At 38.1% G+C, this 22,792-nt stretch carries 19 protein-coding genes; 6 read left to right on the top strand and 13 right to left on the bottom strand.

The window, feature by feature from the left end:
• Positions 1–32: 32 nt before the first annotated feature.
• Positions 33–803 (top strand): CPBP family intramembrane glutamic endopeptidase, encoded by a 771-nt coding sequence (locus BANA01_RS04925; RefSeq protein WP_157411724.1) that lies wholly within the window; start codon positions 33–35, stop codon positions 801–803.
• A gap of 88 nt (positions 804–891) precedes the next feature.
• On the opposite strand, the gene purU is transcribed toward BANA01_RS04925, so the two are convergent.
• Positions 892–1,791, bottom strand: a complete 900-nt coding sequence (purU, locus tag BANA01_RS04920; RefSeq protein ID WP_063251939.1) for a formyltetrahydrofolate deformylase — start codon at positions 1,789–1,791, stop codon at positions 892–894.
• A 133-nt stretch (positions 1,792–1,924) separates the two neighbouring features.
• Here purU and BANA01_RS04915 point away from each other — a divergent pair, with 133 nt between their 5' ends.
• Both BANA01_RS04915 and BANA01_RS04910 read left to right on the top strand, forming a co-directional pair.
• A complete protein-coding gene (locus BANA01_RS04915; RefSeq protein WP_063252125.1) occupies positions 1,925–2,644 on the top strand; it encodes a metallophosphoesterase family protein in 720 nt (239 codons plus the stop codon).
• 66 nt (positions 2,645–2,710) lie between these two features.
• On the top strand, positions 2,711–3,184 hold the full coding sequence (locus BANA01_RS04910; protein ID WP_063251938.1) for a GNAT family N-acetyltransferase: 474 nt from the start codon (positions 2,711–2,713) through the stop codon (positions 3,182–3,184).
• A 33-nt stretch (positions 3,185–3,217) separates the two neighbouring features.
• Here the strand turns inward: BANA01_RS04910 and BANA01_RS04905 are convergent, their stop codons facing one another.
• Positions 3,218–5,014 carry a sensor domain-containing protein gene (locus BANA01_RS04905; RefSeq protein WP_235847071.1) on the bottom strand — a complete coding sequence of 599 codons (1,797 nt, stop codon included), beginning with the start codon at positions 5,012–5,014 and terminating at the stop codon, positions 3,218–3,220.
• A gap of 631 nt (positions 5,015–5,645) precedes the next feature.
• A complete protein-coding gene (galE, locus tag BANA01_RS04900; RefSeq protein ID WP_063251936.1) occupies positions 5,646–6,617 on the bottom strand; it encodes a UDP-glucose 4-epimerase GalE in 972 nt (323 codons plus the stop codon).
• A 216-nt stretch (positions 6,618–6,833) separates the two neighbouring features.
• Here galE and BANA01_RS04895 point away from each other — a divergent pair, with 216 nt between their 5' ends.
• Positions 6,834–8,966, top strand: coding sequence for an ABC transporter permease subunit (locus BANA01_RS04895; protein ID WP_235847065.1), 2,133 nt, complete (start codon positions 6,834–6,836; stop codon positions 8,964–8,966).
• A gap of 496 nt (positions 8,967–9,462) precedes the next feature.
• On the opposite strand, the gene BANA01_RS04890 is transcribed toward BANA01_RS04895, so the two are convergent.
• Positions 9,463–10,689: a helix-turn-helix domain-containing protein gene (locus BANA01_RS04890; protein ID WP_063251935.1), complete on the bottom strand. Its 1,227-nt coding sequence runs from the start codon at positions 10,687–10,689 to the stop codon at positions 9,463–9,465.
• A 199-nt stretch (positions 10,690–10,888) separates the two neighbouring features.
• Here BANA01_RS04890 and BANA01_RS04885 point away from each other — a divergent pair, with 199 nt between their 5' ends.
• Positions 10,889–12,187, top strand: a complete 1,299-nt coding sequence (locus BANA01_RS04885; RefSeq protein ID WP_063251934.1) for an MFS transporter — start codon at positions 10,889–10,891, stop codon at positions 12,185–12,187.
• 47 nt (positions 12,188–12,234) lie between these two features.
• Here BANA01_RS04885 and BANA01_RS30750 read toward each other — a convergent pair whose 3' ends face one another.
• Positions 12,235–12,693: a CBO0543 family protein gene (locus tag BANA01_RS30750; RefSeq protein WP_063251933.1), complete on the bottom strand. Its 459-nt coding sequence runs from the start codon at positions 12,691–12,693 to the stop codon at positions 12,235–12,237.
• Between the two features lie 240 nt (positions 12,694–12,933).
• Here BANA01_RS30750 and BANA01_RS29435 point away from each other — a divergent pair, with 240 nt between their 5' ends.
• Positions 12,934–13,128, top strand: coding sequence for a hypothetical protein (locus BANA01_RS29435; RefSeq protein WP_157411723.1), 195 nt, complete (start codon positions 12,934–12,936; stop codon positions 13,126–13,128).
• 72 nt (positions 13,129–13,200) lie between these two features.
• Here the strand turns inward: BANA01_RS29435 and BANA01_RS04875 are convergent, their stop codons facing one another.
• From BANA01_RS04875 to BANA01_RS04840, 8 genes are all read right to left on the bottom strand, one after another.
• A complete protein-coding gene (locus BANA01_RS04875) occupies positions 13,201–14,031 on the bottom strand; it encodes a carbohydrate ABC transporter permease (protein ID WP_063251932.1) in 831 nt (276 codons plus the stop codon).
• Entirely contained in the window at positions 14,028–14,948 is a 921-nt protein-coding gene (locus BANA01_RS04870) for a carbohydrate ABC transporter permease (protein ID WP_082799397.1), read from the bottom strand. The genes BANA01_RS04875 and BANA01_RS04870 overlap by 4 nt, the downstream gene beginning before the upstream one ends.
• An 88-nt stretch (positions 14,949–15,036) precedes the next feature.
• The gene (locus BANA01_RS04865; RefSeq protein WP_063251931.1) at positions 15,037–16,329 is read right to left on the bottom strand and encodes an ABC transporter substrate-binding protein; all 1,293 of its coding nucleotides are present in this window, start codon (positions 16,327–16,329) and stop codon (positions 15,037–15,039) included.
• Between the two features lie 26 nt (positions 16,330–16,355).
• Positions 16,356–17,930 carry an aminomethyl-transferring glycine dehydrogenase subunit GcvPB gene (gene gcvPB / locus BANA01_RS04860; protein WP_063251930.1) on the bottom strand — a complete coding sequence of 525 codons (1,575 nt, stop codon included), beginning with the start codon at positions 17,928–17,930 and terminating at the stop codon, positions 16,356–16,358.
• Between the two features lie 28 nt (positions 17,931–17,958).
• A complete protein-coding gene (gene gcvPA, locus BANA01_RS04855; protein ID WP_063251929.1) occupies positions 17,959–19,344 on the bottom strand; it encodes an aminomethyl-transferring glycine dehydrogenase subunit GcvPA in 1,386 nt (461 codons plus the stop codon).
• A 58-nt stretch (positions 19,345–19,402) separates the two neighbouring features.
• Positions 19,403–20,182, bottom strand: a complete 780-nt coding sequence (locus BANA01_RS04850) for an SDR family NAD(P)-dependent oxidoreductase (protein WP_063251928.1) — start codon at positions 20,180–20,182, stop codon at positions 19,403–19,405.
• A gap of 59 nt (positions 20,183–20,241) precedes the next feature.
• Positions 20,242–21,504 carry an ABC transporter substrate-binding protein gene (locus tag BANA01_RS04845; protein ID WP_063251927.1) on the bottom strand — a complete coding sequence of 421 codons (1,263 nt, stop codon included), beginning with the start codon at positions 21,502–21,504 and terminating at the stop codon, positions 20,242–20,244.
• A gap of 142 nt (positions 21,505–21,646) precedes the next feature.
• Complete coding sequence (locus tag BANA01_RS04840; RefSeq protein WP_063251926.1) at positions 21,647–22,789, bottom strand: response regulator transcription factor; 1,143 nt, start codon at positions 22,787–22,789, stop codon at positions 21,647–21,649.
• Positions 22,790–22,792 lie beyond the last annotated feature (3 nt).

The raw sequence follows: 22,792 nt of genomic DNA, 5'->3' as shown, positions 1-22,792 counted from the left end.
GATACAAATTGAAGAAAAAAGGAGAAATTGAAATGAAAAACTTTTTATATCGCCATGGTTTGGTTTTATTTCTAGTAGTGATGATTGGCAGGGGCTTAATAGGCATGCTCGCAGTAAAGGGAATCCAGTCATTTAACCCTTCACTTACGGTTGAAAAGGATTTAGGTTGGTTAATCATGCTAATCTATGCAACCACTGTTATCATCGCGGTTAAATGGTTAAAAATTGACAAAGAGATTGGATTAAAAATGCCGTCCTCAACAAAAGAATGGTATGTTTGGGTACCAACACTGGGCATCCCATTAACATTAGCATTCTACCTCGGTTTTAATTCAACATTGGGGCATATTCCACTATTGCTAATTGCAGCTGTAGGCGTTGCAGTGAATGAGGAGATATTATTTAGAGGAATTCTTCTTCACGCAATTTTACCATTTGGGAAAGCGGTAGCGGTAATTATTCCTTCCCTTTTATTTGGTGCGGCTCATCTCGGTAATATTTTTGTTGGCGGAGATGTAACATATGCTCTTTTTCAATTTGGATGGGCGTCTTTCGCTGGTATGGCACTTACCACTATGGTTTTAGCGAATAAAAGCTTACTTCCAGCTATTGTCTTCCATTTTGTTCTAGACGCTGTAGAGTATGGAGCAACAGGAGCATATGGCGTTCATAGTACAGAGTATTCACTAAAATGGTTAAGTATATTTTTACTACTAAACTTTGCATTTTTAATATACTCACTATTTATTTTAAAAAAATCAACGAGCCATCAGCAAGTTAAACATACAGTCACACCTTCGTAACAATAAATAAGGCTGACCTTAAAGGAGGAATATTTCCATCTTTTTGGTCAGCCTCTTTATCTTTATTTTAGCAACTTTGGAGCGAAGTTTAAAAAACAATCGTCTTGTTTTGATGGACAATAATCCGGTCTTCAATATGCCATTTTACCGCTCGAGCCAAAACACTTCTTTCCACTCTACGTCCTATTTTTTTCAAATCATTCACATCATCACGGTGATCAACACGGGCAATATCCTGTTCAATAATCGGCCCTTCATCAAGATCATTGGTTACATAATGAGATGTTGCTCCGATTAACTTTACACCGCGGGCATGTGCCCTCTCATATGGTCTTGCCCCAATAAACGCTGGTAAAAAGGAATGATGAATATTAATAATTTTCTTTGGATTGGCAGCGACAAACTTTGGAGTCAGGATTTGCATATAACGTGCTAATATCACTAAATCAATTTCATATTCTTTTAATAACTCAAGCTGTTTTTCTTCCACCTGTTCACGAATATCCTTATTCGCAGGAATATAATAAAACGGTATATTCAAAGATTCTACCGCATCTCTAGCTTCCTCATGGTTACTGATTACAAGTGCAATATCCGCCATTAAGTCACCACTTTGCCATTCCCACAGCAGTTCAAGCAAACAGTGAAGTTCCTTAGACACAAAGATTGCCGCTTTTTTCACCTGATAGACATGGGTTAATTTCCAATCCATCGAAAACTTCTCAGCAACTGCTAAAAACTGCCCTTCCATATCCTTTGCCTTTTCCTTTAGATTTGGGCATTCAAACTCGATTCGGATAAAAAATACACCGTCTTCAGGATTGGTAGAATATTGACTAGATTCGATGATATTTGCTTGATACGAAAATAAAAACTGCGAGATAGCTGAAACAATCCCTGGCTGGTCTGGGCAGCTGACAAGCAAACGTCCACGGTTTCTGTTCTCTTGTTGGAATGTTTCTAGTTGATCCTTTATAAATGAATTCATGGTCATAACTCCTCTTTTATTATTAGAAAAGATTATACAGCAGACAGCCAGTAGAAGCGAAGCTTTTATTGAAAATTCTAATTTTATTTTACAAGCAAAAAATGGTACTATTTTTAAAGGAGGTTGGATAGATATGAAAATTGCCTTTATATCGGATATTCATGGGAATGCCATCGCACTGGACGCCGTTCTCCAGGATATTGAGCAACAAGGAATTGATCAAATTTATGTATTAGGTGATATATGTTATCGTGGACCTGAGCCTAAGCGTTCTCTTGACCTAGTCCGCTCTTTACATACGGAAGTGATAAAAGGAAATGCCGATGAATGGGTGGTACGCGGTGTTCAAAAAGGGGAAGTGGCAGATAAGGTTCTAGAGTTAATGAATCTAGAACGCCAATGGACTGTAAAGCAATTGGAACCAACCGATATTGAATATTTAGAAAGCCTTCCAACTACTTTAAATCTTACCATCGAAGATGTTCAATTATCAGCGTTTCATGCCACACCAACTAGTCTATTTGATGTTATACTCCCTAACGCTGATGACAACCAAATCGAAACGAGTTTAATGCAGGCGCAGGGTTCACAAGTTTTTATTTATGCACATATCCACAAGCCCTATATTAGATATATAAATGGTAAGGTTATCATGAATATCGGAAGCGTTGGTTTACCGTTCGATGGTCTGACAAAGGCCTCTTATGGACTTGTTGAAGTCGAGGACGGACATATAAAAACTTCTATTCGAAGAGTAAACTATGATTTTGAAAGGATCGTAGCACTCTATCATGAAGTCAATTATCCAAATGCAGAAATGATGAGTAAGGTTATTCGGACTGCAAAAATTTAAAGATAAACTCACTGTTCACTTTATGGCAGCGGTTTTGTTTTGATTACAGAAAAAAGGGGTTATAAAATGCAGTTACTTGTAAGGGATATGACGGAGGAATACGCAAAGCAGATCCTAACTTGGAAATACGAAGCACCCTATGATTTTTATAACAATGAAGAAAGTGCTGAATCTCTTACCGAATTACTAGAAAATCCTTATTATGCGGTTTTGAATCAAGACCATGAGCTCCTTGGTTTCTTTTGTATTGGGAGCGCTGCCCAAGTTCCATTTGGTTCTACAGTTGGCGCCTATAATGAAGATTTGCAAGATATAGGTATTGGCATGGATCCCGCCATAACTGGTCAGGGGTTTGGAACACCATTCTTTACGTTTATCCTTTCGTATATTCAAGAAACCTATCAGCTCGATTCTATCCGATTAACCGTCGTAAAATTTAATCAAAGAGCCATTCATCTATATACAAAACTAGGATTTGTTAAAAAAGTAGAGTTTAGTAGAAATACAACTGAATTTTTGACAATGGTGAAGCATTTTTAATAGGGAAGGACCGAAGACGATACGTCTCGGCCCTTATTTAAATTTACCCTGTAAGCCTTTTTGTTCAGAAGTAAAGAACGCCTCTATCAATTCAACACGAGTTGGCCTGCTAAAATAGTAGCCCTGCATATTATGGCAGCCAATACTGCATAAGAATTGGAATTGTTCTAATTCTTCCACCCCCTCTGCAACAACATTCATTCCGAGATTCCTGCCCATTGACACTAATGTTCGACAAACAGACCGCTGATTTTTATTCTCTAACCCTTCAATGAAGGATTTATCTATTTTAATCGTATTAAAGGGATATTGTACCAGGTAGCTAATGGACGAATAACCAACCCCAAAATCATCGAGTATGATATCAACTCCATTATCCTGTAATTCTTTTATCGTATTTAACGTTTGCTGGACATTGGTCATCGCAGTTCTTTCTGTAATTTCAATTTTCAATAAATTAGCTGATAGCTGATAGCGTTCTAATGTGTCCTTAACGGTTTCAAGGAAGGATTCCAAATTAATTTGTCTCGCCGGTACATTAATAGACACATAAAATGGCGGCAGGTTCATATCCACCCATGTTTTACGCTGTCTGCAGGCTGTTTCCAATACCCAATTACTTAATTTTATAATTAAATCCGACTCCTCGGCAATTTGGATAAACTCTCCGGGTGGTATCGGCCCTATAACTGGGTGCTGCCAACGAAGAAGTGCTTCTAACCCCATCACTTGTTTTCTGTACACATCAACGATGGGCTGATACTCCAGATATAATTCATTCTTTTCAATGGCTTTATGAAGGTATTGCTCGAGCAGTAATTTTCGTGATAGACTTTTCGACATTCCCGTTTCGTAAGGCTGAATCCCTACTCCGCTTTCCTTTGCAAGGTACATCGCTTGGTCTGCCTTTTGAATTAACACTTCTGCTTCGAACCCATGATCAGGGAAAATACTCATCCCAATACTGGCACTAAGAACATATTCATGACCATGCAGTCGTATTGGTTCTGCGATAATCCGATTTACTCTAGCTGCCGCTTCATAAAGATCCTCTTTAGCGGACACATTTTTAAGCAAGATGACAAACTCATCCCCTCCTTGCCGGGATACCATATCATCACTTCTCAAACTGCCCTTTAAGCGATCCGCAATGACTTGTAAAACCTTATCTCCCACTTTATGACCGAGAGAATCATTGATATATTTAAATCGGTCGAGGTCCAAGTATATAACCCCGACCAACATATTCTTTTCTTTTGCTTCCATAATCGATTTATGCAGTTGATGGTCCAACTTTCGTCTGTTCGGCAAACCTGTTAAAGGATCGTGATAAGCTAAATAAGTTAACTGTTCCTCTGCCTTTTTCCGCTTTGTACTATCCATAACGATTCTGTCAATTGTCTTAATACCAGTAAAGATATTATTCCAGTTCCCAGGAATAGAATTCGAAAAAATTCTCTCATTCGATGCACTAATCATATAGCCGCAAATACCAAGAATTTCACCTTCTACTATCACCGGAATGGATAGGATGTTTACATCTATTACATGACCGCTCCGATTTCTAATCTTTGTTTGAAGACTCTTTCTTTCTCCTTTTAGGACAGTATTTATATGCTCTATCGTCTTACCAATCTCCTCTTCTTCTAAAACTGAGAAAAAATTCCGCTGATAATCACGATTTCTTTCATAACCTGTTAATTCTTGAACGGCTTTATTTGAAAAAACAATACTGCCCTCCAGATCCATTACATAACAAGGATATGGTGCCCCAGAAAGTAAAGGCTCACAGAACTCAACAAAAGAATCTAAATCTGACTTTTTGATCACATTTCTCAAGAAGAAGCTCCTTTCCATGGTCACCAGAAATCAAACACTGCTTATAGTGAACATAAACTAAATTCATAAAAATTGCTGTGATAGATATCAACAAACTCAGACATTTTTTTTGCCTTTTACTACTAATCAAATGATTGATGTACACTGCCTCAATCCTATATAAATAACAAGTCTATATTAATTTCCCAGAAAATATCCTGTCGAATAAAGGCTGGCTATTTTAGAGAATATGCTCGAAAACAAAACCAATTAGTTTGACAAGCTTTACGGTTTTTCCCCTTTCCTTTTTGTTAAACTAAATTAACGATAAGTGCTTAGTGCTATTGTCTCTATTTTTCAAGTTAAACACAGTGAAATAAATCATTTGAATCATTGTGAATGTAAGCGTTCTCTATTATAATCAGTATAATAATCGGAAAAACTAAAAAATAATCTACAACTACTTATAGGGAGTGGATTTTATGGATGAGCATGGAAATTTCGCTTATGGGCTGGTTTGGGGGACTTCATTAAGTGTTCCATTATGGATTGCGTTTTTCGGTTGGATAAAAATAATCATTCGATTACTATTTTAATTCAGATAAAAATGCCCTTGCCCGCACCCACGAGCAAGGGCTTTCTATTAATATTGCTGATTCTTATGCCACTTCCAGGCATCTGCAATAATCTGTTCTAGATTCCGCTCGGCTTTCCAGCCTAATTCATTATAAATCTTTTTTGATGATGCGACGAGTCTAGCCGGATCCCCTGCACGACGGTCAGCCATTTCAACATTTGCCTTTTCCCCGGTTACTCTCTCACATGTCTCAATGACCTCTTTTACCGAATAGCCAAGACCATTTCCTAAATTATAAATCTCCGCACTTTTCTTTTCACTTAATAAAGCCTCTAACGCAAGAATATGTGCTTTCGCTAAATCGGTAACATGGATATAATCACGAATACATGTACCGTCAGCAGTATCGTAATCGGAGCCGAAAACAGCGACCTTTTCACGCTGACCTAATAGCTGTTGAAGAATAATGGGAATTAAATGCGTTTCTGGGTTATGACTTTCACCTATCTTAGAGGATTCATGTGCCCCAGCTGCATTAAAATAACGAAGAATGACATAGTTTAAGCCATAGGCGTTGGAAAGATCAGCGAGCATTTGTTCTATCATCAATTTAGAATGTCCATAAGGATTGATTGGTGATGTAATGGTTTGTTCATCAATGATCTCAACATTTGGAATACCATATGTAGCTGCAGTTGAAGAAAAGATAAAGTTCTTTACATTGTTTTTCATCATTACTTTTAAAAGCGTTAACGTAGATGCAACATTATTTTCATAATATTTGAGAGGATCAACCACGGACTCTCCTACTAAACTATAAGCCGCAAAATGCATAACTGCCTTAATCGGATAACTTGAGAATATCATCTGTAAATCTTCTTCATTCCCAAGGTCCCCTTGTACAAAAATGGCTCTTGTATCAATCGCTTCACGATGACCTGTAGACAAGTTATCTAAAATGATTACCTCTTCTGTTTCTACTAATTCCCTTACAAGATGACTTCCGATATAACCCGCACCGCCAACCACTAGAATCATAATCATTTCTCCTCTTAAAAAGATTTAAATAAATATTCCTTATTAATTGTAACAAATACAACCCCAATTACGTCTAAATTTCAGCTATGGAAATTATTAGGGGATAAACCATATTGAAAGGAGTGAAAATTTAGAATATAATTTCTTTTACGTGACTACTTCTATTATACGAATCTAGTGATTTAGAGGGAGAAATTGGGGTGAGATATTTTGAAGATGGTTAGATTAATTACATACTACCTACTTGGAATTGTATCTATATTTTGTGTGAGTATTTTTCCACAATATTTTTCCACAAGGGGGACTCCGGATTCAACAGGTTATTTTGAACAATTAATTGCTTTTGGCAAGGACTTGTTTAAATCAGAATCATGGATTTATAAGTTCGAACGTTCTCAAACTGGCGGTGCACCCATGATGGAGATTATGGGGCCGGCATTTATATATTCCATGCAAATATTGTTAGGTGCTCTTTTGGCAGGATTTAGTATCGCGCTTATTCTCGCATTATGGTCCGCCTTTTTACCTAAGTTCTTACTGAGTCCGATAAAGAGATTACTTGATGTGTTGGAGTCAGTTCCTGACTTAATACTGGCTACTTTATTACAAGTATTATCCATTGTTATCTTTAAGTCGTTTGGCGTTGATTTATTTAAGGTTGCCAGTTTTACAGAAAAGGCCTATTTTGCACCTATTGTCACATTGGCAATCTTACCGTTAGTTTCCATGTTCAAGATTCTGCTCCTTATGATTGAGGAAGAGTTTTTGAAAGTGTATGTTACCTTTGTAAAAAGTAAAGGGATAGACAAATTGAATATCCTGCTTAGACATGTATTAAAAAATATCATGCCCCTTTCGTTTCATCATATTAAGATTATTATTTGGGGCACACTCTCCAGCCAATTTATTATTGAACGGGTGTTTAACGTCCACGGATTAACATTCTATTTACTAGATAACTTTCAGCCTATAACCATCTTTGTTACGCTGGGTCTTATTTTCACACCATTTTACTTCCTATTCCAATTAGTAGATTTATGGCTAAAAGAAGATCAGCCACTAGCGTACGAAACGAGACGGAATTCATTGTGGCGCATTGGTAATATTGCGGAGGGAACCAAGAGATTCTTTGAAAACATTCTATATTCTTTTCAAATGATTAACCTGCGAAAAGTATCGCCGTTCCGTCCATTTCTCAATATGCTCTTCACATTTGGCAGGCATATGAAAAATTGGAAGTTTGCACTTGGAGCTCTATTTTTTATTGTAACCATCAGTTACAGCATTATTTATTCAGTCACAACCGATAACCATGTCGATCAAGTCAGACTTTATTACGCCGAGGATGGTGCGACGCTGCTTGGTGCCGCACCACATGCACCTACTAAGCCCTTTTTCTTTGGCTCAGACAAATTAGGGTTCAGCCTTTTTGACCAATTAGTCATTGGCGCGAAATATACATTGATTTTTGCGTTGTTAATTGCCTTATTGCGCGTTCTTGGAGGGCTTTTATTTGGGGTCATTTATGCTTTCCATTTAGGTCCCCGCACACAGCAATGGCTTGCAAAGTTAATCGATTCGATTCATTTCCTGCCTTTGAGCTTGGTTGCCTACATCTTGCTAGCACCGATCTTACTTCCGACGTTGATCGGTTATGGATATGAATTTACTTATACCTTTACACAACGAATTTTATTAGAGATGTTTATCTTAACCATCCTTGTCGTTCCGTTAACAACCGTTTTATTAGGAAAAGAAATCAAGAGAGTTCTAGATTATGAATTTATTGCCAGTGCGCGCGTCTTAGGCGGAAGCAGATTTCATCTCTTCTGGAAGCACATCATCCCACATATTGGTCCGCGTCTAACGATATTATTGGGAACTCAATTTATTCAGGTACTACTCATCTTTATTCATTTAGGGATATTTAAATTTTTCTTTGGCGGGACAAAGCTAGACTTTGACCCAATGGGTTCAGATCCGCCAATGTCGATAACCAATGAATGGTCCGGGCTAATTGGTGAAATTGGAAGAACCACAATCGCCTCAGGACGCTACTGGTACCTGTGGATTTTAGCTGCCTTTATGCTAGCGATCTTCGCCATGCAACTCATTATCCAGGGTGTAAAAGAAGTACAGCAAATAAAAGTCGGAGTGTTACATAAACTTCCTAAGGCAGAGAAGAAAAAAGCTAAAAACACAAGTGAAGCTTCTTCCTACCAAATAACAAAGGATAGTTTAAAAGTAATCGGAAATGAAGCAGGACAAACGGGAGACCGTGAAGAGGGTAAAAAGTTAGAACGAAAATTAAAACCTAGGTTTAAACGAGGCTTTGAACGAGGAGTGTAAAAACAAAAGAGAAACCCCGTACGCATTATTGTAACGGGGTTTATTTGTGAGGTACAAAAACGGTAAATCACAAACCAAATCACATAAACTTCACAGTATATTTCACAGTCAAGAAGGCTTAGAGTTGTAAATATCTCTAAGCCTTTTTAAGATTTCCTTTTTTACCAAATAAGTTGAACCAGTTCATTAGACGCTGAAGTGAGTTTGATAAATAAGCGGAGAAATTTCTTTTAAGTAGGAAATAGCACTAAAAATTGCTTAAATAGACGGAAAGATTCCGGCTATTGACTCAAAAAACGTGTAAATGCGTAATTTTTCTTTGCTTAATGGGAAAACCTCCGCTTATTTCCCTAGAACCTAGCTCTATTCATTAGTCTAACCGGAAAGTCTCCGCTAATTTAATTATCACTTGTTACTCAATTATTATATTGTGGATTCATGTGCGTTTTTCTATGTGTTTTACAATGTTTGCACCTCTAAAGTAACCCCGTACATTTTATTGCACTGGGTTTACTTTTGCGAGAATGGTATGGTACGTCTCAACCGCAAACTCTTTAAAAGGCGTATCGGGTAACGCTTCAAATTTCTCCACAGCATTCTGTGCAGCCTGAAGAGCTTCTTCAATCTCTCCAAGTCCCTGATGGCATAATGCTTTATACGAATATCGTACATAATAGAGCGATAAATCAAACGGATGATGCGTCGTAGTAGAGGTCTCTACCTCATTGAAATAAGAAATGGCTTCCGGAAATTCACCTAGCCCATAAAGCGCCTTACCTTTTTCTATTTGATAGAGATCCTTTACTACTTCCTCCATTGTTGGTTCTGCTAAATAAGTATCAATGATTTCAAGTGCATGGGTATACTGCTTTTTCACTGTATTTAGAGACATCACGATAATTAAATCATGAACGAGGATAGAGAGTAAATCATCCGCAAACTCCCCGTATTGTTTTAACTTTCGCAAATACAACTCTAGCTTTTCTTCATCCTTAAACATGAGTGCTTGGCCTGCACCAAGTCTATATAAATCATTAATCCGATAAAAAATTCTCTGCTCTTTTGAAAACTGAATCGCCTTTTCCATCACAGCACTTGCTGACTCATTGTCACCAATAGCAAAATGTAAAATGGCTTCATGATAATCAAAATCCATGCGTGTCATATGATCCATGTAGACATGCGTCGAATGAATCTCTTTCCGTTCACTTACCAAAATATCTAACGAACTTGCATAATCATGTTGGATAAATTTGACCATAGCACGAAAAATCGCAATTTGTGCACGGTTTGCTGTTAAATTGATGTCGTCATAGATAATTGCGGCCCGGTCAGCATACTCCTCCCAGCCAGCTAACTTTTCTTTGTAAAGACTACGGGAAAGGATATCCAGCAACCTGGCAGATTCATATCCTTGTGTAAGTTTTTCTATGTAAGGTTCAATCAGCGTTAGTAATTCCTTGTATTGGCCATCCGACTTTTCATTATATAACTTTTCTGCTTTTTCAAGAATTGCCCTTAACTCTTGTGTGCTAATTTCACCTAATAAATCAGTTACATCTACCCCTAGCCCTTCAGCAATATGTGCCAAGCTTTCCATCGAAGGCTTGGCTTTATTATTCTCAATTAAGCTGAGCATACCTTTGGTAAGCCCTTGACCAGCAAGTGCTTCAAGCGTTAACTTTTTCTGTTTTCTTAATTTTCGTATTCGGTCTCCTAACATGTTAGGGCACCTCCTTAAACGGTTTACTTGTTTAATTATATTAAACTTTATCTCAATTTGAAAGAGATATTCTTTAAGAAACAAATTTTGTTTAATTAAATTAAACTTTTTGGTTGATTTGGCAAAAACTTCATGTTATTATTTGTTTAATTAAATTAAACTTTCTTCAAAAATATTCCTAAGAGAAGAGGAGATTATTATGAATAACAGTGTCATGTTGAAAAAAGCCACTTATCATCTCTGGACGTTTACCATAAGCAAACTGATTGCCTCCTTTGGTTCACAAGTATATTCATTTGCCATTAGTTTTTATATTCTGCAGGCTACAGGATCCGCAAAAAGTTTTGCATTGAACTTGATTTGCAATGTATTGCCTCGTACCCTTGCTGCACCCTTTGCCGGTTATATCATTGATAAATATCCAAGAAAAAGGATTGCAATCATTTCACAAATAGCGACAACCTTGGCCATCGGGGGATTATTGCTCGTCAGTGTTACGTATGGGCTATCGCTTACGGCAATTTATATCACAACCTGTATTTTATCGCTTACATCTATGTTTTCCAGTGTAGCTTTCACTTCATCTATAACAGGTCTGGTAGATGAAGCAAGAATTCAAAAAGCAATGTCATTAAATCAAATGTCCGTTTCTTTTGCGGCCATTGCCTCTCCCGCAGTTGGGGGACTATTGTATGGAGTCATTTCTATGCCGCTATTCCTCGTTCTCTATATGACTGCTTCAACGATTGCCATTATTCTCGAAGCTACAATGAAATTCACTTTGTTCTCCAACTCAAAGGCAGAAACAGAAGAGAAGCCGAAAGAATCAATGTGGCAAGCAATGTCAGCGGGTGTATCTTATTTAAAACTACAGCCGATGTTAATGACTATTATCTGGATTGCCTTATTAGTTAATTTCCTTTTTAGTGCATACCAAGTTGGATATTCCTTCATTCTCATTGAAAAATTAAAAATGCTTTCCACCCATTTTGGTTTTACAGAAGGTGCCTTTGCTGTTGGAATGCTGCTGTTATCCATTTATCTCTCCATCCGAAAAGAGATCAGATTTCCGTTACTAATATCAAAAAGGGGTATTATCCTCATGGGGGTTATTATGGGGGGTGCCACCTTACCTTTACTTTTCTCCTTATCTTATAACGTGATGTTTGGCTACTTCATCATACTTCAACTTGGTTTAGGAGCATGTATAGTTTTCATCAATACGCCAACCCAAGTCATGATGCAAAAGCAAATTGCTGATGAATTTAAGGGGCGTGTATTCTCTCTCGTTGAAACAGTTGCCATGGCTTTATCGCCATTAGGTATGGTACTGTACGGATTTCTGTACGATGTTTTCCCTGCCGAGTGGGTGCTGCTCCTGTCATCTGGAGTATTCTTAGGTGTAGTCCTTACGCTTTTAAGACCAGCCGTTATTCGGAAGGTTCATCCGGAGCTTGCAGTGGAACAAACAACGAAGAAACGTGCAGAAGCCTTTTGATTGGTAAATTTCATAAAAAAACGGTTGGGCTCATATCCAACCGTTTTTCATGAATCTAGTTTAATCAGTCTCCGAACGATCCTTAAATGAGTCACTAAGATTAGGAACACAAAGGGATACACGCAGATGGAATACCATAGTTTCCACCCTGTATAGTTAAAAAAATGTGTCCTCTCAACAATAAATTCAATTATGGAAGATCCTGCGGTCCATGCAAGGATATAAAAGAGTTTTGTTTGATTAGTCCCTTTATAGGGATAATAATTTAAAAACAAAATACTAACAGGGATAAAATAAAGAAATTCCCCTATAAACCCGTGCCATTGAAAACCTTTTTCAAAATATCCGTACAAATGATATTTAAAGTTAAGAATCATATCCACATTGATCCCAAAAACTAGCGCAAATAGATTCGTTGTATATAATTCAATTTTAGTTAATCTTTTTGGGACTAGATAAGCAATGATGACAAGGATAAAAAAGAATATAAATACCAGCTTCCACATGGGCAGATGAGCTCCTTCAAAGGCGGCTAATTAAACGTTATACTATCCAATTCCTTGCTTATATAGTCACATATCAATCCTGATTAAAATAAAATGCCAAAAGCACTACTCCTCCCGCCTTCAGCAAGGATTAAATTTCCAAAAGAATAGTTATTTAGAACTGATTTATTATTCTGGTAAATAAATTTCTCCTTTTATGAATACTTATGAATTAACCCCAAGAAAAGGAGTGAGTAAGCAATGAGTGTATTAGACCGCAGTCCTTTTTTGTACTTATGCTGCATTATAGCTGGTTTTGCCTTATTAAGAGTGGAGCTGACCGGATTCTTCGCACCGCTTAGTCCGTTAGTTCTCCTAATTGGTGTAATAGCTGTCCTTTTATTCTCACTTGTGGTAATCATCCAAGGGGTACTTTGTTTGGTAAAAAGACGATAGTCGTTTAAAGATCAAGAAAGAGAGCGGACTGACCGCTCTCTTTTGCTTTTCTTTACTGCAGTTGGCTTATATTTATTCTTTTACAGCTCCGCCTAAAATCCCAGAAATAAAATGCTTTTGCAGCAAAAGGAAAAAGATCATAATGGGAACCGTAGATAAGGTGGTTCCTAACATTAACTGACCATAATCAATGCGTGCCATTCCAATTAAACTAGACAAAGCAACCGGCAGAGTAAACATTTCTTTCGAATTTAACGTAATAAGCGGCCAGAGTAAGCTATTCCATTGAGACATAAAGAGAAAAATAGCAACGGCAGCCATTGCAGGTCTTGTTACTGGCAAAATAACCGTGAAGAATATTTTTAATTCCCCTGCCCCATCCACTCGGGAAGCCTCAATAATCGAATCTGGAACCGACTTCATATTCTGCCTCATTAAATAAATCGCAAAAGGAGAAGCAAGTGTCGGTAAAATAATCGCTTGATACGTATTTAACCAATTAAAGGTAACCATCATTTCAAATAGAGGAATCAATGTCACCTGAGAAGGAATCATTAATGTACATAATATAATGAAAAAGAAAAAGTTCTTACCCTTAAAAGTAAATTTTGCAAATGCATACCCAGCCATTGAACTAATAAGCGTGCTAACCAATGTATAAACAAGGGCAATAAATAATGAATTCCAAAAGATTTTAGCAAACCCTAATGACTCATTTAGTGATTGTAAGTTTTGTGCTAAGTAATCGCCTGGCAGAAGTTTAGGAGGCAGACGAAAAATCTCTCCTGAAGGCAGGGTAGAACCGACTAGCATCCAATAAAATGGTGCAATAGATATGACTACACCTGCAATTAATAAACAATACACCCCAACCTTCGAGGATAATTTTTTAGAATGTATCATGATTCATCACCTGCCAGTTTCATTTGTATCCATGAGATGATTGCCGTGATGATGACAAGAACATAAGCAATCGCGGATGCATATCCAAAGTCAAAGAATTTAAAGCCTGCTTCATATAAATAAAGTGTGATGGTCATTGTGGCATTATTTGGTCCGCCTTGTGTTAAAATAAACGGCTCATCAAATAGCTGAAGCGTGCCAATGGTTGACATGACTACAGTAAAAATAAATACAGGTTTTAACTGAGGAATCGTGATCATGAAAAATTGCTTTACTTTACTGGCTCCATCAATACTTGCTGCTTCATATAATTCAGATGGAATATTCTGTAGTCCAGCCAAAAAAATCACCATATTATATCCTGTCCATCTCCAAGTCATAACAAGGATGACGGAGACCTTTGCCCAAAATGGAGTTGTTAACCACGGTATGGCTTCAATACCGACAAAAGACAATAAATAGTTAACAAGACCAAAATGCTCATCTAATAAAATCATGAAAACGATCGATGCAGCAACGAGCGCTGTGATGGCGGGCATAAAGTAAGAGATCCGAAAAAACGCCTTCCCTTTTAACATAGAAGAGTGGAGACCCACTGCAATCAGTAAAGAGAGAAAGAGCATGATGGGAACCTGGACAATCAAAATTTGAAACGTATTTAAAAGAGATTTATAGAAAACTGGGTCTTGAAATAATCGTGTATAATTGGCAAAACCCACAAATGATTTCTCTACACCACGTACCTCTTGAAAGCTTAAGATAAATGAAAAAATCACGGGATAAACGGTAAATATCAAAATTAACAGCACTGCTGGTGCGATGAAAACATATGGAACATTTTTAGGAGTTAATAAACTTTTTCTCGATTTGACTCGAAAGTTTGGTTTCGTATTTACAACTTTTTCTGTTTGCTCCAACCGAGCCACCTTCCTGCCTTTTAGATTTTAGAATAAGAGAGAGCTGAGGATATTGGGAACACTCAGCTCTATAACTCTTTAAAATCTACTATTTTATTTCATTTTCCAATTGTTGTTGAGCTTCTTTTAATCCAGATTCAACCGATTTGTTTTCAAGTAAAATGGCTGCTTGTGCATGACTCGTAAGACTGGTTGCTTTTGCAAAGTTTTCGTTTACGTTAATTTGTGGCACTTGATCAACAATATCAGCAAACTTTTTGAAAATTGGACTGTTATTAAAGTACTCGCTATTAGCTGTAAAGATTGGATTGCTATACGTTTCCTTTAAGGAAGGAAAAAGCCCATATTTTTCAAAGCCTAACAATTGGGATTCTTGATCTGTTGTAAAGAATTCAACAAAGGCATAGGCAGCAGATTGATTTTTACTTGATGAAGGGATCAACACAGATGATCCTCCTACGTTTGCATATCTAGTTCCGCCTTCCTCAAAGCTTGGCAGATAAAATACATCCCATTTCCCTTTTAGATCAGGTGCTTGGTCCATGATCGTACCTGCATACCAGACACCATAAGGTACGGTGGCAACACTTCCGTTTACCGTTGCGGTTACAATTCCATCCCATCCTTTATTGTTTAGGATTAGATCCTCGTCATGAAGCTTTTTGATTACTTCCATAGCTTGGATTGCTTCCTTTGATTGCAAGGAAATTTTCCCGTCCTTATCGAAATAAGAAAGTCCTTGCTGCTGCATCATCATTTGAAAGACACCATCATAGTTCGGTATATCAATTGGTAATAACTGTGCACCAGTAGCTTCTTTAATTTTCTTCCCTGCTTCAATGTAGTCATCCCATGTTTGGATAGAATTTGGATCAATATTTGCTTTTTCAAAGAAATCTACTCGGTAGAACATTCCTGCTGGACCGATGTCCCATGGAGCTGCGATAATGTCTCCGTCTTTATTCTGAACGGCTGCAATCTTAGCCGGATTGAATGAATCTTTATATTGGTCATATCCAAGCTTTCCTAAATTTACGAATCCTTCAGGAAATTGGTGCAGGTACCCTGGAATTCGTTCATCCTCCATTAACACAACATCCGGTAATCCCGAACCTCGTGCTGCCAGACCTACTGTTACCTTATCGTATAAATCGGAGCTATTAAAATCCTCTACTTTAACGACTACATCAGGATATTTTTTCTGAAATCCCTTAACTGCTGCTTCCATAGTGGCGGCGGCAACATCCCAGCCCCATACAGTGATAGTCCCTGCAGGATTTTTTGAATCTCCCGTTTTTTCATCATTCCCCGCTGTTTTATTGGAACAGGCAGATAGTATTAACAGAATCATTACCAGCATAATCGACATGTACTTTTTCATTTTTTTGCCCCCTTTTTTTGTAAAGACTATTTAACTAGTTTAAATGCTTCTGTTTTCTTCAAATAAGTTCTCCATGTGATACACCATTTCTCTGGATGATCCAAATAATCTTGCTCGTCAATTTTGTGAATGGTGCTAGTATGCGGGGCACTTTTGACGATTTCTGGGTTTTCATATGCTTCATTTGAGATTTGCTCTAGTGCGTTGATATACTCGTCTAAATCCTCTTTTGAATAAGACTCTGTTGGCTCAAGGGTAAACGGTTGTTTCACGATATAAGGATGGTGGCTAGTCCAGTAATGAAGACCGAAATCAGTCATTCTTAACTGAATATCTTCTGTTGTTACCCCGGTTTCTTTTGTTAGCTGCTCCCAACTGTAACGGACTTGTTCAAGTCGATGTCCCTTGACATACGGTGCACTCGCCCCGCGAATCGCTAAAACCTTGTGATACATATAGTTATTATTTAACACAGCCGTTTTTGCTACTTCCTTAATGCCGTCAGCTCCAAGTGCACGAATCCAGGCATAGGCACGCAATACCGTTTGAGCTACACCATGGAAAGAGCGAACCTTTCCAATGGAATGCTCTAAATCGTTCTGGAGCAGATATTTACCCTCCTGATAATGAACAATTGGTGCCGGTAAGTACTCTTTTAATTCTGCCGTCACACCAAGCGCACCAGTGGCAGGTCCGCCGCACATATGCGGTGCAGCAAAGGTTTTGTGTAGATTAAAGAAACACATATCAAAACCTGCTTCTTTTGCTCTTGTGATTCCTAAAAGGCCATTCGCATTTGCCTGATCGTAAAAGCAAAGGCCGCCTGCCTGGTGGACAATATCAGTAAATTCTTTTATTTTTGGATTAAAAATACCTGTATCCTCAGGGTTTGCCACAACAAAACCTGCTGTTCGCTCTGACACCGCAGCTTTTAATTTTTCAATATCAGGGAAGCCGTTTTCATCAGGATGCAAGGTAATAATTTTATAGCCTTTTACGGCTGCTGTTGCTGCCTGGGAAGGGTGAGAGAAAATTGTCGTGATGATTTCATCCCGCTGGTCCCCTTCCCCTTTTTGGTCATGATATTTTCTGACGATGGAAGCCATCGCAAACAGTGCCTGCGTTCCACTGCTTGGCTGGAAGGTGAAATAATCCATTCCTGAAATTTCTCTCATACATAAGTCCAGCTTATAATAAATCTCAAGGATTCCTTGAACGGTTTCTTCATTCTGTAAGGGATGAAGCTCCATCATTTTCGGGTCACGAATTAATAATTCGTTAATTTTTGGAATGTACTTCATCGTGCAGGTTCCTTGACCAATTTCTACATTAAAGTCCGAACCGAGGGTTTCTTGAGATAGTCTTAAATAATGTCTTAACACCCGAGCCTGACCAATTTCAGGGAGATTAGGCTTACTCTGCCTCTGCATCGCTGCTGGAATGGAAGATGTTCCATCTCCTACTGCTAATGCAATATCCTCGTTTACCGGTGGCAGCTCCACGCCCTTTTCCCCTGGCTGATGAAGTTCAAAAATAATCGGTTCATTCCATTTTGCTTGGTGAAAATCCCGGGTCTTACTTGTACGTTGAATTTTTTTCATCTCGATTGCTCCTCTCTTCTTTCAATCATTACGCTAAAATTTCTTTAATGGCTTGAACCAAATAATCGATATCCTCTTTTGTATGAACCTCGGTTACACAAAATAATGCTGATTGACCAAACTCAGGAAACTCTTGTGAGAGGTCCTTTCCACCAAAAATCTTCTTTTCTAACAATCTTTGATTAATTTGTTCAACTGAAAGGCCGGTTTGATTAAAATCGACGATAAATTCTTTGAAGTAGGCTGTATTTAAACGTGAGCCTGTTACACCGGCGATTTGATTCAATTCTTGAGCTGCATATTGGCTATTTTGCATAATGGTTTTGCCTACTTCCTGCATACCATTTGGTCCAAGTAAAGCTAAATAGACTCCGGCTGTAATGCCCCATAGTGCTGTCTGTGTTCCAACGGATTCTTTTCCATTTTCCCTTTGAGCAAATGAGGTTCGTTCATAGGCTACATCTCCAAAGCCGTATTCACCTTCTTTCACCGTAGGGACAATACCAAACAATCGGGATGGATATTCACTGACAACTTTCACATCATTATGTGATGCAATGAAGCCAGCTTGACCGCCGCTGTAATTCATATGCATGCCAAGCGGCTGAAGGTCACCACAAACGATATCAGCTCCATAATGACTTGGTGGTGCCAGAACTCCAAGAGAGATCGGATCGACCCCTACTACCATCAGTGTTCCGTTTGCCTTTAATAGATTCGAAATCTCTGTTCCCTGCGCCTCAATAAATCCAAGGTAGGATGGATTTTCAAAGTATAGAGCAGCAACCTCTTGTGTTAATTTTTCTTGTAAGTCTTCTAAAACCATTGCCCCCGATTTCGTATCAAATTGTACAAACTCAAATTCTAATTCAGGTGTTCCATAGTTGATGATAATTTTGCTTCGCTCAGGTGCAACAGTCTTTGCTAATAAGACTTTTTTTCTCCCGGTGATTCGGGCTGCCATTCTAATTGAAGTAGCCGCTGCCTGCCCCCAATCAAAGGTTGGAACGTTCACCACATCCATATCTACTAGTTCAGCTAGTAAACTTTGATACTCAAACAGCGCCTGAAAACGTCCATGGTCCTCATATGGTTCTCCCGCATAGGCTGTTAAAAACTCTGAACGCTGATTAATTTCATCACACACAGCGGGAACAAAGTGCTGCCAGCAGCCAGCTCCTAAAAAATTTAGATATTCCTTTGTACTTGTATTCTTATTTAGAATTCCTTCAATATGGCGTCTTAGATCATACTCCGTTAAAGCTGGCGGGAGCTTTAAATCTTCCTTAAGCTGCAGCTCTTCCGGGATGCCTGAATAGAGTTCCATGAGCGATTCAGCGCCAATCACCTTTAGCATCTCATTTCTTACTTCTGGCACCATATTTGGAATATAAGGGTGTACCTTTTGTGACATAAAAATTGCCTCCTTGTAGTTCAAATAGTAAGTGTTAAATTCTAAATTTCACAAAAAATTAAGCTAAACCGCCGCCATCAACAATTAAATCTGTACCTGTTACCCACTCTGATAAGTCACTTGCAAGGAATAAAACTCCCTTGGCAATATCCCTAGGTGTTCCAAGTCTTTCTAACGGCCGGCCTTTTGCAGAGGATACTAAAAATTCATCCTCTTTCACCTGTAATTGCTTCGCTTCATCCCGTAATAATGGAGTATCGGTATCGCCCGGACAAATACAGTTCACACGAATATTTTGCGGGCCATGGTCAATTGCCATCGCCTTCGTTAAATTCACGACTCCAGCTTTTGCAGCACAATAAGCCGCTGCCTGGTCTCCACCTTTTATTCCCCAGCCAGAGCCGGTATTAATGATACTTCCACCGCCTCCTCTAGCCATAAGAGGAATTAAATATTTAGAAAGGAGATAAATTCCTTTTAAGGAGACATTAATGACCAAATCCCAATCCGACTCTTCTAAATCAACAACTGTTTTTCTTCTGATAACACCAGCATTGTTAAAAAGGACATCGATGGTACCGTATTTGGTTTCGATATGGTCTCTTACGGCAATACAATCGTTTCCATTGCTTACATCACATTGTAAAAATTCCACCCGATAATCTTTCCTCTGTAATTCAGCTGCGGCCTTTTGACCGTTTTCTTGATGAATATCTACCATAATCACCTTAGCGCCCACTTCAGCTAAAAGTGTTGCAGCAGCTAATCCAATCCCTGATGCTCCACCAGTTACAACACACACCTTGTCTTCTAAACCGAAATAATCTTGAGTTATCATTTTAATACCTCCTGGTAAAAATTGATTTAATCTATAGTAGAAAATCTTTAAATCCTTTTTTACTGCCCTATAAATTTCTCTGAATCTATGACAGCATTGTTTAATAATTCTTCCGCATCCTGTTCTAGCATGATGGCATTTATTGCGGAAGATAAATTTCGATTAATTTCATCCCAATTCTTGGTCAGAAGATATGCTGGTGTAGCATTTGCTCTTTCTAGCATTTTGTAGAATGGGCCCATTAATGGGTCTTGATCTGTTTGCAGCTCTTTCACCATGCTGATACGGACAGGTAAATCTGCTGTTCTCATTTTTATCGCTTCCGGAGAGGAGAAAAACTTCACAAATTCCCAGGCTACATCTTTATTTTTTGAGTCCTTTGCAATCGAAATCGCTGAAGAAGAAATAATACCTCTTACAGGTTTTCCATTAAATGCAGGCATTTCAACTGTTCCAAAGTTTACCTTTGCTTTTTTGAACTTTTCCAATGGCCAAATGCCGCTTTCCCACATGGCAATCTTGCCTTTTTTAAAAAACTCTTCACCACTTTGTTGATTTTTACCTCCAACAAGTACAGCACTTTTTTCCTTTACCATGTCTGCAAACATTTTGATAGATTCAATGGTTTCTGGGCTATTCATGTAGCTGTCGATTTTCTTTCCATCCTCACTAATGAAGCTTGAACCATTACTCCAAACAATCCCTTGAAGATCAAATGTATCGGGTTCTGGTCTTACCCCAAATCCAAACTGCCGGGTAGCAGGATTCGTTAATTTCTTTGCCACACTCCTAAAGTCATCCCATGTCCATCCGTCTTTTGGATATGGAATACCTGCTGCATCGAATAAATCCTTGTTATAATAGATTACCCTTGTGGTAAAACCGGCTGGCATCCCATACAGTTCTCGATACATAGTAGAATAGTTAAAAAGACCTTGATAAAAATCATTCAAGTCGATAGCAGGGTCTCTTCTAATAAAATTTTCAAGCGGTTCAAGTGATTGAAAATAGGCTGGAAAGTTCCACATATACATAACATCCGGAGGATTTTTAGCACCGAATGCTGCAGCCAGTTTTTGATCAAACTCATCACCATATGCCTCCAGCTGCACCTTGATAAATGGATGTTTTTCTTCAAATTTTTTAGCAATGGCCTCTTGAATTTCTAGTGCCTCTCCTGAATCCCAAGTTGCAAAACGAAGAACGATTATTTCATTGGTTTCCTTCCTAATTTGTTCAGCCCTGCTGTTAGATTGTTGGTCTGAACAGGCAGCCATAACAACTAAAATCAGTGCCAGAACAGTTATCCTGAATTTACTCATCACTAGTTCCTCTTTTTCCTTCAGATATCAGAAACCGCTTTCATTATAACTTGAATGAAAGCGGCCTAGAACTTACTATCATCTTCTTCTTTTTGTACTATTGTTTGAATTTTCTCGAAATAAGGTATAAAGGGGAATTTTGTTATCTTACATTCTCCTTTTTGTTTTGTCGGTAATCCGAAGGTGTTCTACCCATACATTTTTTAAACCATTTACTAAAATACTTTCCATCCTGAATGCCTATTTTTTCACCAATATCTTGTAAAGGAAGTGAAGTATTTTCAAGAAGTTCACACGCAGCTTTGACTTTCAGCTTTTCTATAAAGGTAATAAAACTTTCTCCAACTGTTTTTTTAAACATAGTGCTAAAATGACTCCGGCTTAAGCCCACTTCCCTTGCAATATAGCTTGATGAAAAAGATTGATCTAACTCTTGAATCATGATTTGAACAGCCTTTTGAATGGGAAGCGGCCAATCCTCCATTGAAACCTTAAATTGTTTTTCAAATTTAAACCTATGAAAAAGATTTGTCACTCCATCCATCCATTCCTTCATTCCTCGATTTGGGCCATGAACCATCCAGCGCGTGGAGGGATCTTTACTTCTAGCTTCAACTAAAAGATGTTCAAAATCTGCTTTTGACTTTTCCAAAATAAAAATAAAGGCTTGTTCATGCCCGCAAGGTATTATAGTAAATGGTTTTTCTCCACGATACATTTTCTTTTGAATCGTATCGATGCTATTTAGTCCGTTTATTAAATAAATATAATAAGGATTCACCATCCATTTCCACTCGTTTGAAAACAGTTCCTCCACTAGCTTGGGAAAGGAATTATCAAAATCACATAACCATTCATAGAATTCCTTTGCTAGATAGGATGAATCATAGGAATGCTGAATATTGGTATGATTAATTTCATTCCCAATGCGTCCAAGGTATTCTTCAAATTGTTGGTCACTAAAGGCCGTTTTCAGGATATAGCCTGAAGCACCAATATTTATCCCCTCCTGTGCAAAAGAGAAGTCTCGATGGCAGCTTAATAATAATATTTTAGTAGTGGGGGAATATTGTTTTATGTTTCTGGCAAGTTCAATTCCAGTCATAACAGGCATGACAATATCTGTTATGACGAGTTCAGGGGAATACTGCTGAAAGAGCTCCCAGGCTTTTTGGCCGTTAGGCGCTTCTGCAATTACTTCCATACCAAATTTTTTCCAGTCGACCGTTGCCATTAATCCCTTTCGAACAATGAGTTCATCATCTGCAATTAATACCTTTATCATCAA

The organism is Neobacillus niacini NBRC 15566 (genome assembly GCF_001591505.1).
GTDB classification, from domain to species: domain Bacteria; phylum Bacillota; class Bacilli; order Bacillales; family Cytobacillaceae; genus Neobacillus; species Neobacillus niacini.
The sequence above is the reverse complement of the archived record's forward strand: the minus strand, read 5'-3'. Positions and strand labels throughout refer to the sequence as shown.

Coding starts and splice junctions, on each gene's coding strand:
- BANA01_RS04925 (WP_157411724.1), top strand. CDS start 33: ATGAAAAACTTTTTATATCGCCATGGTTTGGTTTTATTTCTAGTAGTG.
- purU (WP_063251939.1), bottom strand. CDS start 1,791: ATGAATTCATTTATAAAGGATCAACTAGAAACATTCCAACAAGAGAAC.
- BANA01_RS04915 (WP_063252125.1), top strand. CDS start 1,925: ATGAAAATTGCCTTTATATCGGATATTCATGGGAATGCCATCGCACTG.
- BANA01_RS04910 (WP_063251938.1), top strand. CDS start 2,711: ATGCAGTTACTTGTAAGGGATATGACGGAGGAATACGCAAAGCAGATC.
- galE (WP_063251936.1), bottom strand. CDS start 6,617: ATGATTCTAGTGGTTGGCGGTGCGGGTTATATCGGAAGTCATCTTGTA.
- BANA01_RS04895 (WP_235847065.1), top strand. CDS start 6,834: ATGGTTAGATTAATTACATACTACCTACTTGGAATTGTATCTATATTT.
- BANA01_RS04890 (WP_063251935.1), bottom strand. CDS start 10,689: ATGTTAGGAGACCGAATACGAAAATTAAGAAAACAGAAAAAGTTAACG.
- BANA01_RS04885 (WP_063251934.1), top strand. CDS start 10,889: ATGAATAACAGTGTCATGTTGAAAAAAGCCACTTATCATCTCTGGACG.
- BANA01_RS30750 (WP_063251933.1), bottom strand. CDS start 12,693: ATGTGGAAGCTGGTATTTATATTCTTTTTTATCCTTGTCATCATTGCT.
- BANA01_RS29435 (WP_157411723.1), top strand. CDS start 12,934: ATGAGTGTATTAGACCGCAGTCCTTTTTTGTACTTATGCTGCATTATA.
- BANA01_RS04875 (WP_063251932.1), bottom strand. CDS start 14,031: ATGATACATTCTAAAAAATTATCCTCGAAGGTTGGGGTGTATTGTTTA.
- BANA01_RS04865 (WP_063251931.1), bottom strand. CDS start 16,329: ATGAAAAAGTACATGTCGATTATGCTGGTAATGATTCTGTTAATACTA.
- gcvPB (WP_063251930.1), bottom strand. CDS start 17,930: ATGAAAAAAATTCAACGTACAAGTAAGACCCGGGATTTTCACCAAGCA.
- gcvPA (WP_063251929.1), bottom strand. CDS start 19,344: ATGTCACAAAAGGTACACCCTTATATTCCAAATATGGTGCCAGAAGTA.
- BANA01_RS04850 (WP_063251928.1), bottom strand. CDS start 20,182: ATGATAACTCAAGATTATTTCGGTTTAGAAGACAAGGTGTGTGTTGTA.
- BANA01_RS04845 (WP_063251927.1), bottom strand. CDS start 21,504: ATGAGTAAATTCAGGATAACTGTTCTGGCACTGATTTTAGTTGTTATG.
- BANA01_RS04840 (WP_063251926.1), bottom strand. CDS start 22,789: ATGATAAAGGTATTAATTGCAGATGATGAACTCATTGTTCGAAAGGGA.